Raw genomic sequence first — 14963 nt, forward strand, 5'->3', positions numbered from 1 at the left:
GCACGCTGTGGCTCCAGCCTGCCGCCTCACCACCGCTGCGGAGTATGGGTCCCGGGTCGGCGCCCCGCCGGCGCTTCGCGGCGTCGGGGCTTGCCCGGGACGACGGCGGAGTTTGAGGCGCCGATCCAGCGTTACAGCGGCACCGAATTGCGTGGGGAACGCGCCGGATTCTGCCGTTCCGAGGGTGTCAATCCCGGCCAAATTCCCTACATTGCGGCCATGCCCAAAGCTCCCCATAAAGCCGCCGTCACGTCCGCCACCCCCGCGCCTGCCGCCACGAGCGCAGCGAAGACTGCCGCCAAGGGCGACCATGTATTCCTGGTCGACGGCTCGTCCTACATCTTCCGCGCCTATCACGCGCTGCCGCCGCTCAACCGCAAGTCCGACGGCCTGAACGTCAATGCCGTGCTCGGCTTCTGCAACATGCTGTGGAAGCTGTTGCGCGACATGCCGGAGACCGACCGGCCGACGCATCTGGCGATCGTGTTCGACAAGTCCGAGGTCACGTTCCGCAACAAGATCTACTCCGAGTACAAGGCGCACCGGCCGCCGGCGCCCGATGACCTGATCCCGCAATTCGCGCTGATCCGCGAGGCCGTGCGCGCGTTCGACCTGCCCTGCCTGGAGCAGGGCGGCTTCGAGGCCGACGACCTGATCGCGACCTATGCCAGGCTCGCCTGCGAGCGCGGCGCCACCACCACCATCGTGTCCTCCGACAAGGACCTGATGCAGCTCGTCAACGACTGCGTCACGATGTACGACACCATGAAGGACCGTCGCATCGGCATTGCCGAGGTGATCGAAAAGTTCGGCGTGCCGCCTGAGAAGGTCGTCGAGGTCCAGGCGCTGGCCGGCGATTCCACCGATAACGTGCCGGGCGTGCCCGGCATCGGCATCAAGACCGCGGCGCAGCTGATCAACGACTACGGCGATCTCGAAAGCCTGCTGACGCGCGCGCCCGAGATCAAGCAGCCCAAGCGGCGCGAGGCGCTGATCGAGAACGCCGAGAAGGCGCGGATCTCGCGCCAGCTGGTGCTGCTCGACGACAAGGTGGCGCTCGAGGTGCCGCTCGACGAGCTCGCGGTGCACGAGCCCGATCCGCGCAAGCTGATCGCCTTCCTCAAGGCGATGGAGTTCTCCACGCTGACGCGGCGCGTCGCCGAGTATTCGCAGATCGATCCGGCCGACGTGACGGCGGATGCGCAGTTGAAGAGCGGGGCAGGCTCGGCCACGGCTGCCGCTGAGCCGTCCCCGGCAAACGGCGGAGCAAGCGCACCGAGCAAGCCGGCGGCTGCGCCGAGAACCGGCGATGTGCGGACTGACAAGTCGGCGATGAGCAAGGGCACGCCCGCGGCACTCGCGCAGACCCGGGCCGAGGCTGCCAAGAGCGCGCGCATCGATCGCGACAAGTATCAGACCGTGCGCACGCTGCCCGAGCTGAACGCCTGGCTGGCGCGCGTGCACGATTTCGGCCGGGTCACGATCGACGTCAAGGCCAGCTCGATCGATCCGATGCAGGCCAGCCTGTGCGGTCTTTCGCTGGCGCTGGCGCCGAACGAAGCTTGCTACATCCCGCTGGCGCATCGCCAGGCCGGCGACGGCGGCGGCCTGTTCGATGCCGGGCTCGCGCCCGACCAGATCAAGGCGAGCGAGGCGCTCGCCGCGCTGAAGCCGGTCCTCGAATCCGCCGGGCTCTCGAAGATCGGCTACAACATCAAGTTCATCGCCGTGCTGCTGGCGCAGCACGGCATCACGCTTGCGAATGTCGACGACGTCCTGCTGATGAGCTACGCGCTCGATGCCGGGCGCGGCTCGCACAAGCTCGACTCGCTGGCCGAGCATGTGCTCGGCCACGCTGTCCTCAGCGAAAGCGAGCTGATCGGCAGCGGCAAGAACAAGCTGACGTTCGAGCAGGTGGCGATCGACCGCGCCACGTCGCACGCGGCGGAAGCCGCCGACGTCATCCACCGGGTGTGGCGCGTGTTGAAGCCACGCCTCGTCGCCGAGCGCATGACGGCCGTGTACGAGACGCTGGAGCGGCCGCTGGTCTCGGTGCTCGCCCGCATGGAGCGGCGTGGCATCTCGATCGACCGCCAGGTGCTGTCGCGGCTGTCCGGCGACTTCGCCCAGACGGCGGCGCGCGTCGAGGCCGAGTTGCAGGAGCTGGCCGGCGAGCCGATCAATGTCGGCAGCCCGAAGCAGATCGGCGATATCCTGTTCGGCAAGATGGGGCTGTCGGGCGGCACCAAGACCAAGACCGGCGCGTGGTCGACCTCGGCCTCGATCCTCGACGACCTCGCCGAGCAGGGCAATGATTTCGCGCGCAAGATCCTGGAATGGCGCCAGGTCTCCAAGCTCAAATCGACCTACACCGATGCGCTGCCGACCTACGTCAACCCGCAGACGCACCGCGTGCACACCACCTACGCGCTGGCCGCGACCACGACGGGCCGGCTGTCCTCGAACGAACCGAACCTGCAGAACATCCCGGTGCGCACCGAGGACGGCCGCAAGATCCGCCGCGCCTTCATCGCATCGCCCGGCCACAAGCTGGTGTCGGCGGACTACTCGCAGATCGAGCTGCGGCTGCTCGCGGAGATCGCCGACATCCCGGTGCTGAAGCAGGCGTTCAAGGACGGGCTCGACATTCACGCGATGACCGCGTCCGAGATGTTCGGCGTGCCGATCAAGGACATGCCGAGCGAGGTCCGCCGCCGGGCCAAGGCGATCAATTTCGGCATCATCTACGGCATCTCCGCCTTCGGCCTCGCCAACCAGCTCGGCATCGCCCGCGAGGAGGCCTCGGCCTACATCAAGCGCTATTTCGAGCGCTTCCCGGGCATCCGCGACTACATGGATGCGACGAAGGAGTTCTGCCGCAAGAACGGCTATGTCGTCACGCTGTTCGGCCGCAAGTGCCATTACCCGGAGATCAAGGCCTCCAACGCCTCGGTGCGCGCCTTCAACGAGCGCGCAGCGATCAACGCGCGGCTGCAGGGCACGGCGGCGGACATCATCCGCCGCGCGATGACCCGGGTCGAGGAGGCGCTGGCTGCGAAGAAGCTCTCGGCTCAGATGCTGCTGCAGGTGCATGACGAACTGATCTTCGAGGTGCCCGAGGACGAGGTCGCGGCGACCTTGCCGGTCGTGCAGCACGTCATGCAGGACGCCCCCTTCCCCGCCGTGCTGCTGTCCGTCCCGCTGCACGTCGACGCCCGCGCGGCGGATAATTGGGACGAGGCGCATTGAGCGGATTGCGCTGCCCTCTCGTCCGTCATTGGCCGTAGGTGGAAGGCCGCCATATCGACAACCACCCCTGTCGTCCCGGCCTTGAGCCGGGACGCATACCCCCAGCAAGCGGTTCGAGGCACACTGGTCATTGGCCTTTTGCCCAATACAACCGCCGCGGAGTATGGGTCCCGGCTCAAGGCCGGGACGACGGCGGAGGACGAGGATGCATTCACGATTCAAACAGCTGAGGACATGAGGAGCACGGCTTCGCCTTCTCGCGGCACTTCTTGCCCGAGGCTTGCGATCAGTCCGCCCCTTGCAAGAGCGCAAAGGGCGCAGGGAAGGCCGGACCTCGACTGAGGCCCGTGGCCCGCCTGCTCAAAAAATGCAGGCGGCAGATACCACAGGTTCAGCCGGACAGACCCGGCCCTCCCTGCGCGATGGGTTTAACGTCTGCTCCGCGCTCTCCCCGGGGACCGGCTTGTTTGCCCCCGTCACCCGATGACACGTCATGTCCTCGAGGCTTGGCGCCAGCTTCGGGGCGCCAGGACCACACGGCTTGAACGTCCGCGAGCTGTCCATCGTCCAGCGCATCAGCACCCGACAGACCCGCGGCCACCGCTCCCCGCCTCAACGTATCGTGACGACGCGTACGCCCCTCTGCATGAGGACGGGATGCGCGGAGTAGAGCATGATTTCGGAAAAATAGCAAGTCGATTCTTACGCGGCGGCCTGCCGCCCGATGCGGACAACGGCCGCCCCATCGAGGTCGCGCGGCCTGCGGCGGCTTTACCCATCGTTAGGCACGATGAGATCACGCCTGGTCATCCGGACCGCCGGTAACACGGCGTGCAGCGGGCCCTGGCAGACTTGGCCGGGCACCGGTGCGAGCGATCGCATGGCGGCGCTGATCATCCTCTTTCTCCGACCGTGCCGATGGCGCCGAACACCCTGGCCTCGACGAGCTCCATGCCCGTGTCCGCATCCGCAGCTCACCGGACGACGCGCGACCGGCGCGCGGTGCTGATCCTGCTGATCGCCGTGGCGCTCTATAATGGCGCCTATCTCGTCAGCTGGGCCCTGTCCTCGCCTCAACCGGCGTTCGGTGACTTCTTCGGCCTGTGGTCGTTCGGCAAATTCGCCGCGCTGTCCGGCGCCGGCATCTATGATCCGGTCGCGCTCGCGCGCTATCAGCAGACCCTCGATCCTGCGCTGGGCGGCGGCGGGTTTCCCTATCCCTATCCGCCGACCTTCCTGCTGGTGCTGATTCCCCTGGGCATGCTGGCGCTGCCGGTGGCCTATGTCTGCTGGATCTCGGTTACGTTCGCACTCTACGGCCTCGCGACGCTCGGCCGCGACTGGCGGTCGCTGAGCGGCCTGGCGTTGCTTGCGGCGCCGACGACGCTGATCAACGCGATCACCGGCCAGAACGGCTTTCTCTCGGCGGCGCTGCTGATCGGCGGACTGCGCCTGCTCGCGCGTCATCCGGTCATCGCAGGCAGCCTGCTCGGCCTGCTCGCCTACAAGCCGCAATTCGTGCTGCTGATGCCCGTCGTGCTGCTGGCATCGCGCAACTGGCGCGCCATTCTGTCGGCGGTTGCGATGACCGCGATCGTCGGCGTCGTGACCAGCGCCGCGATCGATCCGCTGATATGGCTGCAATGGATCACCGGATTTCCGAGCTATCAGGCGCAGCTCGGCGCCAACCAGGCCAGCCTCGACCACATGATGCCGACGGTCATCGCCGGCCTGCACGCGCTCGGCGCACCGCCGCCGGTCGGCGTCGTGATCCAGCTCGTGTTGTCCTGCTCGATCGTCGTAATGGTCTGGGATGCGTGGCGACGCGGCATGACGGACCAGGCGATCGCGCTCGTTGCGGTCGGCAGCGTCCTGGCGACCCCCTATGCGATGATCTACGACATGCCGATGGTGGCGGCGGGGATCGCGATCCATTGGAAGGCGCGAAGCGACGCCGGCGAGCCGATCGCGCCGCTGGAGATCGGCCTCGTCATCGCGCTGTCGGCCTGCCTGCTCGCGATGATCGGGCACTCCGTGCCGCTCGCGGCCCCGCTCCTGCTGACGCTGCTGGCCTTGAGCATCGGCGGCATGTTCGACCGCTCCGGCCGCACCGCGCCCGCGCTGAACGTGCTGCCGCCGGCGGCCGGCTGAGACGACCATCGTCGTCTCTTCCGCGAGCCGCGCCCTTGGATCAATCCGTGCTTCTCAATCCAGCTTCGCCTCCATCCCGCGCTTGACGGCGGGGCGGGTCATCAGGGCCTCGTACCAGCGCTTGACGTGGGGGAAGTCGGCCAAGTCGACCTTGTGGCGGGGATGGCGCCAGGCCCAACCGAGGATGGCGAAGTCGGCGATCGAGAGATCGCCGGCGACGAATTCGTGCTGCGCCAGGCGGCGGTCGAGCACGCCGTAGAGCCGGACCGTCTCGGCCATGTAGCGCTTCAGGCCATAGGCGCGGTCCTGCTCGTTCTCGAGCGCGATGAAATGATGCACCTGGCCGGGCATCGGGCCGAAGCCGCCCATCTGCCACATCAGCCATTCATAGACCGGGATCCGCTCGCTAAGCGATTTCGGCAGGAACCGGCCGGTCTTCTCCGCCAGATAGAGCAGGATGGCGCCGGATTCGAACACGCTGACCGGCTTGCCCTCGGGGCCGTCGGGATCGACGATGGCGGGGATCTTGTTGTTCGGGCTGATCGCCAGAAACGCCGGCGCCATCTGGGCGCCCTTGGTGATGTCCACCGGGATGACGCGGTAAGGCAGGCCCATCTCCTCCAGCGCGACGCAGATCTTGCGGCCGTTCGGCGTGTTCCAGGTGTGCAGGTCGATGGTCATGCGGCGCGTCCCCACGAAATGTCTTGCGAAATGTCTTGCTTGGGCTCTCGCTTCCCCTTAGCTCGAAACCGCGCCCGGCTCCAAACGTAGCGTTGTTGATGGGACATCCTGGCCGCTGGCCTCGGCCGTCCGGCCCCGATAGATTGCGCCACCCAGAATTCACTCAAGAACCGACCCTCAGGGGAAACGCCGTGTCCAAATCCGCCTCCCGCGCCCGCCTCCTCGAGATCATCCGCAGGCGCTCGTTCGGGCGCGGCGATGTCACCTTGGCGTCCGGCCGCAAGAGCGATTTCTACTTCAACCTCAAGCCGACCATGATGGACCCGGAGGGCGCGACGCTGCTCGCCGAGCTCACCTATGAGGCGCTGAAGGACGAGGGCTTCGATTATATCGGCGGGCTGGAGATGGGCGCGGTGCCGCTGGCCGGCGCGATCGCCCAGATCTCCTGGATCAAGGGCCATCCGATCGCAGCCTTCTTCGTGCGCAAGAAGCCGAAGGAGCACGGCGCCAGGCTCGCGATCGAGGGCCTGACGCGCGACGAGACCCTGGCGGGAAAGCGCATCGTCGTGGTCGAGGACGTCACCACGACCGGCGGCTCGGCGATGAAGGCGGTCGAGGCCCTGCGCGAGGCCGGCGCCGAGGTGTCGCTGGTGTTCACGATGGTCGATCGCGAGGAAGGCGCGGCCGAGGCGTTCGCGCAGGCGGGCCTGCCGTTCCAGGCGCTGTACAAGGCGCGCGAATTCCTCTGAGAGTTGACGGCGCGCCGACTTTCGCGCTCCGCACACACCGCTCATTTACCAACGCCCATTAAGGTTACCGCAAAGCTGATGGCGCCATGCCGTGGGCATGGCCGGCCCGTTCGCGCATGATCGGCGTGGATTCGCCGCAGCGGCAGACCTTTGCGGTGAGAGATGGAGTGGGCGTTGCGTCACGTGTTGTCGTTTCGGCGGTTGCCCCGCCGCGTCGCCGTCGCCACCATGATCGGCCTGGCCGCGCTCGCGCTGGCGCCGCAGATGGCTTCGGCCGAGGGCCTGTTCGATTTCCTGTTCGGCGGCTTCAACAAGCCGCAAGCGCAGCGGCCGGCGGCCCAAGGCAGCTTCTTCGCCGATCCGTTCGGCACCAATCCGCAAGGCCCGCCACAGCCGCGCGCGGCCTCGAGCGGATCGGGCGCCGCGTTCTGCGTGCGCAGCTGTGACGGGCGCTATTTCCCGCTGACCCGTGGCCTCGCCTCGCCGGCGCAGATGTGCCAGGCGTTCTGCCCGGCGAGCCCGACCAAGATCTATTACGGCTCCAACATCGACTACGCGACCGCGGCCAATGGCGAGCGCTATGCCGACAGCGAGACCGCGTTCGCCTATCGCCAGGCGCTGCGCGCCGACTGCACCTGCAACGGCCGCGATCCCGCGGGGCTCGCGCCGGTCGACTTGTCGCTCGACACCTCGCTGCGCCCGGGCGATGTCGTGGCCACCAGCGACGGGCTCGTCGCCTATTCAGGACCGCGCAGCAGCGGCGGCCAGGCGGCCGACTTCAAACCGGTCGCTTCCTATCCCGGGCTGAACTCGGACATGCGGGCCAAGCTGAGCGAGATGAAGGTGGCGCCGGTGCGCGCCGAGATGCTGGCGGCCGATGCGCTCGCCGCCATGCCACCGCCGGAGGCCAATGCGGGCAATGTCAATGCCGGCAATGTCAGCGTGGCGCCGCCACTGACGATTGCGCCAAAGCCGGCCGCGGGCCGCGCCAAGCGCGCGGATGTGGATTGAGCTTTGGTCCGCGTCCTTGCGAAATAACGGGTCCGCGCAAGGCGCCGCCCCGCTACGCTCGCAACGACGGAATGCTGGGCTAGCGCCCGACGATGACGCCGATGACGTTGGGCGCTTCGAGGTACTTTTCCTCGATCGCCGCGCGCGCGGCGGCGCGGTTGTCCGGCGTCAGCAGGCCGCGCTTTTCGGCCAGGATCATCCAGCAGAAGCCCCACCAGTCGCTCAGCATGCCCTCGTCGTCGACGAGGTCGTAGCCCTGCTCGGCGGCAAAGATGCGCGCCCGAGCCTCGTCGAGGCCGTCGAGGAAGGTGTGGTCGGTGGCCGAGAACAGCTCATCCGAGATGTCGTCGGTGGTGTAGCCCCAGACCGACATGCAGACGGCGTTGAACGCACGGTCGATCTGATCGTCGTCCACGGCGCGCCGGCGTGCCGTCTTGTGTAGCCGCGTCAAGGTGCGCGCGAAATCGGCAATGCGGGTCAGGGCCAGGGGATCGAAGGCGGTGTTGGACATGGTGTCCTCACGAGATGCACTGATGCCGGGGTGGGCAGATCGAATCGCCATAGGGATAACGATCGCTTGCTAAATTGTTCTTAATTTGTTCTGCTGAGAAAAGAAAGTCAATTGCCGTCGTCCCGGCCTCCGAGCCGGGACCCATAACCACCGCAGCCAATTGTTTGGCACGCCCGATGAGCACCGAGGCTGAGTGGACGGCCTATATCCTCGCCAGCGGCCACCACAGCACGCTTTACGTGGGCGTGACCAATGATCTGAGGAGGCGGCTCGAGGACCATCGTGCTGGGCGAGGTTCCAAGTTCGCAGCAGCTACAAGGTTTTTCGCCTCGTTCACGTCGAGCGCTTCGCAAGCCCGCTCGACGCCATCGCCCGAGAAAAGCAGCTAAAGAATTGGCATCGCCATTGGAAGGTGGAGCTCGTCCAACGAGACAACCTCGATTGGAGTGACCTGTCGGGCCTGATCCTTGAACGGTGAGTCTGGATCCCGGCGTTCGCCGGGATGACGACGGGGAAAGACCTCGAATCCATCTCCCCCACGCACCCGCAGCAACAGCCATCCGCGTTCCAGCCGCGGAACTCCGGCCCGAACTTTGCATATTTTTCCATCACCTTGCTGTGCGGACCAGCCTTTCCCCGGGTTTCGGACCGCGCGCAACCATCGTATGCTTTTACCGGTTCCTCGTAGCATCACAGGTTTCAAGGTGACAGATCAGCCGTCCCAGCGCAGCTTCGTAAGCACCGGCCAGCCCGTCGACGAACTGGCCGTCGCCGAGATCAAGAGCGACATCCTGGCGAAGCTTCGGCTCGCGATCGGCAAGGAGGCGAGCCAGGCGACGCAGCAGGACTGGTATCACGCCGCGGCGCTGACCTTGCGCGACCGCATCGTGCATCGCTGGCTGACGGCGGACAAGGAGAGCTACGACGCCGGGCGCAAGCGGGTCTATTATCTCAGCCTTGAGTTCCTGATCGGCCGCCTGTTTACCGACGCGCTCAACAACATGGGCCTGATGAAGGTGTTCGAGACCGCGCTCGGCGATCTCGGCGTCGGCCTGATGGATCTGCGCAAATGCGAGCCGGATGCCGCCCTCGGCAATGGCGGCCTGGGAAGGCTCGCGGCCTGCTTCATGGAAAGCATGTCGACCTTGCAGATCCCGGCGATCGGCTACGGCATCCGCTACGATTTCGGCCTGTTTCGCCAGGTCATCGTGGACGGCTGGCAGCACGAATATCCCGACGTCTGGCTGTCGTTCGGCAATCCCTGGGAATTCCAGCGGCCCGAAGTGGTCTATCACGTGCATTTCGGCGGCGGCGTCGAGCATGTCGACGACAAGGGCCGCGACCGCGCGATCTGGCATCCCGGCGAGACCGTGCAGGCGGTGGCCTATGATACGCCGATCGTCGGCTGGCGCGGCCAGCATGTGAATGCGCTGCGGCTGTGGTCGGCGCGCTCGCCCGATCCGCTGAAGCTCGACGTGTTCAACTCCGGCGACTATCTCGGCGCGTCGGCGGAAGAAGCGCGCGCGGAAGCGATCTGCAAGTTCCTCTACCCCAATGACGAGAGTCCCGCGGGGCGCGAGCTGCGGCTGCGGCAGGAATATTTCTTCGTCTCGGCCTCGCTGCAGGATCTCGTCAAGCGCCATCTCGGCTCCGACGGGCAGCTGCGCAGCCTGTCGCAGAAGGCCGCCGTGCAGCTCAACGACACGCATCCCTCGCTCGCCGTGGCCGAGCTGATGCGCATCCTCGTCGACCTGCACAATTTCCGCTGGGACGAGGCCTGGAAGATCACCGTCGCAACACTGTCCTACACCAACCACACGCTGCTGCCCGAGGCGCTGGAGACCTGGCCGGTCGAGCTGTTCGAGCGGCTGCTGCCGCGGCATCTCGAGATCATCTACCGCATCAATGCGCAGCATCTGGCGCTCGCCGAGCAGCGCGCGCCGGGCGACATCGACTACCGCGCCTCGGTGTCCTTGATCGACGAGAAGAGCGGCCGGCGCGTGCGCATGGGCCAGCTCGCCTTCGTCGGCTCGCATCGCATCAACGGCGTCTCGGCGATGCATTCGGACCTGATGAAGGAGACCGTGTTCCACGATCTCAACCATCTCTATTCCGGCCGCATCACCAACAAGACCAACGGCATCACCTTCCGGCGCTGGCTGACGCTTGCCAATCCGAAGCTGACGAGCCTGCTGTGCGAGGCCTGCGGCGACGCCATCGTCGACGATCCGACCTTGCTGACGAGCCTGGAGAGCTATGTCGCGGATGCTGGCTTCCACCAGAAGTTCCGGGCCGTGAAGCACCACAACAAGATCCAGCTCGCGCGGCTGATCGGCGAGCGCATGAATGTGCGGCTCGATCCGGGCGCGCTGTTCGACGTGCAGATCAAGCGCATCCACGAATACAAGCGGCAGCTGCTCAACATCCTCGAGGCGGTGGCGCTGTATCTGGACATCAAGGACGATCCGCAAGGCAATTGGGTGCCGCGGGTCAAGATCTTCGCCGGCAAGGCGGCGGCGAGCTACCGCTACGCCAAGCTGATCATCAAGCTGATCAACGACGTCGCCGAGGTGGTCAACAACGATCCCGCGATCGGCGGCAAGCTGAAGGTCGTGTTCATGGCCGATTACAATGTCAGCCTGGCGGAAACGATCATTCCCGCCGCCGATCTGTCCGAGCAGATCTCGACCGCCGGCATGGAAGCCTCCGGCACCGGCAACATGAAGCTGGCGCTGAACGGCGCGATCACCATCGGCACGCTGGACGGCGCCAACATCGAGATCCGCGACAATGTCGGGGCCGACAACATCGCGATCTTCGGCATGGAGGCCGGCGACGTCATGCTGCGCCGCCAGCAGGGCCTCGACGCGACCGACATTATCCGCCGCTCGCCGCGGCTGGCGCGCGCCATCGACGCGATCGCCTCGGGCCTGTTCTCGCCGGGCGAACCCGGACGGTTCGAGCCGATCGCGCATGCGCTGCGCCATCTCGATCACTACATGGTCTCGGCCGATTTCGATTCCTACTACGAGGCCCAGCGCGGCGTCGACGCGCGCTGGCAGACCACGCCGGCCTGGACCCGCGCCTCGATCCTCAACGTCGCCCGCATGGCGTGGTTCTCCTCCGACCGCACCATCCGCGAATATGCCGACGACATCTGGAACGTGCCGGTCGGGCCAGCTGCGGTGCTGCCGCATGCGCAACGGGCGTGAGGCGGGGAGCCATCCCTCCGCGTCAATGACCTGTGACGTCATTGCAGGTCCGGCCGAATTGCATCTGACCTGACGACCATCATACGATGATCGTCAGGAGAATGGCATGACCGATACGCCGACCACGCACCTGTTCGACGAGGCCACCCGCGTCACCGCGGGTGACAGTCGCTGGCAGGGCCGGACCAGCCCGGACTATTGGGCCTTCGTCGGGCCGTTCGGCGGCGTCACGGCAGCGACCGTGCTGCGCGCGTTGATCCAGCACCCGCAGATCGCGGGCGATCCGCTTGCGGTCACCGTGAACTATTGCGCGCCGATCGCGGAGGGTCCGTTCGATCTCGACGTGCGGCTGGTAAAGGCCAACCGCTCCTCGCAGCATTGGTGCGTGGAGCTGAGCCAGGGCGATGCGGATGCGGCGACACTGGCGACCGCCGTGTTTGCAGAGCGCAGGCCGTCCTGGTCGCATCAGCCGGCCGTCAGCCCGGAAGCGCCGCCGTTCGACCAGGTCAAGCGCCATCCCGACACCAACATGTCGTGGACCAAGCAATATGATTTCCGCTTCATCGAAGGACGCCCGGCGTTCGGCGCCTCGGCCACCGGCACGCCGCACAGCAGCTATTCGCGGCTGTGGATCTCCGATCGCAAGCCGCGCAAGCTCGACTGCCTGTCGCTGCTGTCGATGTCGGACGCCTTCTTCGGCCGCGTCTTCCATGCCCGCGGCGAGCTGGTGCCGTTCGGCACGGTGTCGCTGACGACCTATTTCCACGTCAGCCGCGACGAGCTCGCGGCCGAGGACATCACGCATGTGCTGGCGACGGCGGATGCCAAGATCTTCAACCGCAGCTATCAGGACCAGCATGGCGAGCTGTGGTCACCGTCCGGCCGCCTGCTCGCGACGACGACGCAGATCGCGTATTTCAAGGCGTGAGAGCGGGGACGGCGCTCAGAAAACGGTGTCGTCCCGGCCTTGAGCCGGGACCCATAGCCACCGTCCGTCATTTGGCGAAGGCCGGAGCTGCTGGCGTGCCACATCACTCCGCCCTGTGGTTATGGGTCCCGGCGTTCGCCGGGACGACGACGGTGGGTGAGGCGCGACTTCGGCTGCATCTTGCGACGTCAAAGCGTCGCCGCAGAGGCCTACGTGCAGAGGACCAAGACGGGGTCAACACCATCGGTGTCGTCCCGGCCTTGAGCCGGGACCCATAGCCACCGTCCGTCATTTGGCGAAGGCTGGAGCTGCCAGCATGCCGCATCACTCCGCCCTGTGGTTATGGGTCCCGGCGTTCGCCGGGACCACGGCGGGGGGTGAGGCGCGACTTCGGCCGTTCCATGCGCCGGAGGAGAGCCGGCGAAGGTCCAAACGGGTCAGCCGCACGCGGCTGACCCGTCAGTCTTTGCAGCTACTCCGCCGCGAGCTTCACGTCCGGCGCGGCGGCGCGGACGTCGGCGTCGACCTGGGCTTCGAACTTGGCGAAGTTCTTCTGGAACATGCCGACCAGCGCGCGCGCGGTCTTGTCGAACTCGGCCTTGTCCTTCCAGGTATTGACCGGATCGAGGATCTCGCTCGGCACGCCCGGCAGCGCCGTGGGCACCGCGAAGCCGAAGTACTTGTCGGTGCGGAATTCGACGTTGCGCAAGCTGCCATCGAGCGCCGCGGTCAGAAGCGCGCGCGTCACCTTGATCGGCATGCGCGAGCCCACGCCGTACTTGCCGCCGGTCCAGCCGGTGTTGACCAGCCAGCAATCGACATTGTGGTCGGCGATCAGCTGCCGCAGCATGTTGCCGTAGACGGAGGGATCGAGCGGCAGGAACGGCGAGCCGAAGCAGGTCGAGAACTCCGGCTGCGGCTCGTTGCCCAAGCCGCGCTCGGTGCCGGCGACCTTGGCGGTGTAGCCTGACAGGAAGTGATACATCGCCTGCGCCGGCGACAGCTTGGCGATCGGCGGCAGCACGCCGAAGGCGTCGGCGGCGAGCATCACCACGTTCTTCGGATGCGGCGCGCGGCCGGTGCGGGACGCATTCGGGATGTAGTCGAGGGGATAGGCCGAGCGGGTGTTCTCGGTCTTGGAGCCGTCGTCGAAATCGGGAACGCGGCTGTCCTCGTCGAGCACGACGTTCTCCAGCACGGCGCCGAAGCGGGTCGACGCGGCGAAGATCTGCGGCTCGGCCTCCTGCGAGAGCTTGATGCACTTGGCGTAGCAGCCGCCCTCGAAGTTGAACACGCCGGACGGACCCCAGCCGTGCTCGTCGTCACCGATCAGGGTGCGGTTCGGATCGGCCGACAGCGTCGTCTTGCCGGTGCCGGACAGGCCGAAGAAGATCGCGGTATCGCCGTTCGGGCCGACATTGGCCGAGCAGTGCATCGGCATCACGCCGCGCTCCGGCAGATAGTAGTTGAGCGTCGTGAACACGCTCTTCTTCATCTCGCCGGCATAATAAGACCCGCCAATCAGGACGATCTTGCGGGCGAAATCGATCGCCACGACGTTCTGCGAGCGCACGCCGTGGCGTTTCGGATCGGCGCGGAAGCTCGGCATGTCGATGATGGTGAGCTCCGGCACGAAGGTGTCGAGCTCGATCGTCTGGGGACGGATCAGCAGCGTGCGGATGAACAGCGAGTGCCAGGCGAGCTCGGTGAAGACGCGCGTCTTGATGCGGAACGAGGGATCAGCGCCGCCATACAGGTCCTGCGCGAACAGGCTCTTGCCTTCAGCGTGCTTGAGGAAGTCCTGATACAGCGCTTCGAACTGCTCGGCCGTGATCGACTGGTTGCCGGCCCACCACATCTTCTCGGTGGAGGCATCGCGCACAGTGAACTTGTCCTTCGGGCTGCGACCGGTGAACTCGCCAGTATCCGCGCACAGCGCTCCGTCGGCCGACAGCGTCGCCTCGCCGGCCGCCAGCGAGTACTGATAGAGCTGGGGAGCGCCGAGATTCCAATGCACCTGCTTGAGGTTCTTTAAGCCGAACTTGTCGGCACCGAAGGCACCGTTGCGAATACCCGTCTCTTGCACGAAGATCCCTCCTGAGAGCCCGCATCGGTTGCGCACGAGATGGATGGCGCCGGATGCGGTGACCGTTACCGTTTACATCGCCTTACCGAGGCGCGGTCGCCGACCTAATACTGATCAACGCTGGTCTTGCCAAGACGATCCGGCCGAATTGGTTATTGCTAACAGCTGATGCACGTAGCTCAAATTTTCTGCGCAAATGCACATGGCGGCGGCAATTGCTCACACGCGCACGCATGCTGCATCGCAACAGATATATCAGCGCGCTTCGGTTTCACTGCGCAACACGAACGGCACCAAGCCGAAGGATACGCGCCATCAGGCGAAGATTTGTCGTCTCGCAACGCCAGCCTAGCCTGCGGTAGCGCCGCGGCGGTGATGGGTGCGC

The 14963-nt window shown here is 66.1% G+C and carries 9 protein-coding genes and 1 pseudogene; 7 read left to right on the forward strand and 3 right to left on the reverse strand.

The features are described from left to right. Positions 1-219 precede the first annotated feature (219 nt). Positions 220-3249, forward strand: coding sequence for a DNA polymerase I (gene polA, locus NLR35_RS30510; protein ID WP_257170240.1), 3030 nt, complete (start codon positions 220-222; stop codon positions 3247-3249). Between the two features lie 951 nt (positions 3250-4200). Continuing rightward, the gene (locus tag NLR35_RS30515; RefSeq protein WP_257170241.1) at positions 4201-5400 is read left to right on the forward strand and encodes a glycosyltransferase family 87 protein; all 1200 of its coding nucleotides are present in this window, start codon (positions 4201-4203) and stop codon (positions 5398-5400) included. Between the two features lie 54 nt (positions 5401-5454). On the opposite strand, the gene NLR35_RS30520 is transcribed toward NLR35_RS30515, so the two are convergent. Then, positions 5455-6081, reverse strand: coding sequence for a glutathione S-transferase family protein (locus NLR35_RS30520; RefSeq protein WP_257170242.1), 627 nt, complete (start codon positions 6079-6081; stop codon positions 5455-5457). A 191-nt stretch (positions 6082-6272) separates the two neighbouring features. Here NLR35_RS30520 and pyrE point away from each other — a divergent pair, with 191 nt between their 5' ends. Continuing rightward, positions 6273-6830: an orotate phosphoribosyltransferase gene (gene pyrE / locus NLR35_RS30525; RefSeq protein WP_257170243.1), complete on the forward strand. Its 558-nt coding sequence runs from the start codon at positions 6273-6275 to the stop codon at positions 6828-6830. A gap of 174 nt (positions 6831-7004) precedes the next feature. After that, positions 7005-7841 (forward strand): DUF2865 domain-containing protein, encoded by an 837-nt coding sequence (locus tag NLR35_RS30530; RefSeq protein WP_257170244.1) that lies wholly within the window; start codon positions 7005-7007, stop codon positions 7839-7841. A 79-nt stretch (positions 7842-7920) separates the two neighbouring features. Here the strand turns inward: NLR35_RS30530 and NLR35_RS30535 are convergent, their stop codons facing one another. Beyond that, complete coding sequence (locus NLR35_RS30535) at positions 7921-8352, reverse strand: hypothetical protein (RefSeq protein ID WP_257170245.1); 432 nt, start codon at positions 8350-8352, stop codon at positions 7921-7923. 176 nt (positions 8353-8528) lie between these two features. Here NLR35_RS30535 and NLR35_RS30540 point away from each other — a divergent pair. The 3 genes and pseudogenes from NLR35_RS30540 (at position 8529) to NLR35_RS30550 (ending at position 12492) form a co-directional block, all read left to right on the forward strand. After that, positions 8529-8830, forward strand: a pseudogene (locus tag NLR35_RS30540) (GIY-YIG nuclease family protein). Positions 8831-9056: 226 nt separating this feature from the next. Further along, positions 9057-11564 (forward strand): glycogen/starch/alpha-glucan phosphorylase, encoded by a 2508-nt coding sequence (locus NLR35_RS30545; protein WP_257170246.1) that lies wholly within the window; start codon positions 9057-9059, stop codon positions 11562-11564. Positions 11565-11670: 106 nt separating this feature from the next. After that, complete coding sequence (locus tag NLR35_RS30550) at positions 11671-12492, forward strand: acyl-CoA thioesterase II (RefSeq protein WP_257170247.1); 822 nt, start codon at positions 11671-11673, stop codon at positions 12490-12492. Positions 12493-12964: 472 nt separating this feature from the next. Here NLR35_RS30550 and NLR35_RS30555 read toward each other — a convergent pair whose 3' ends face one another. Continuing rightward, positions 12965-14578 (reverse strand): phosphoenolpyruvate carboxykinase, encoded by a 1614-nt coding sequence (locus NLR35_RS30555; protein WP_257170248.1) that lies wholly within the window; start codon positions 14576-14578, stop codon positions 12965-12967. Between the last annotated feature and the right edge of the window lie 385 nt (positions 14579-14963).

Source organism: Bradyrhizobium sp. SRS-191 (assembly GCF_024586915.1).
Lineage (GTDB): Bacteria > Pseudomonadota > Alphaproteobacteria > Rhizobiales > Xanthobacteraceae > Bradyrhizobium.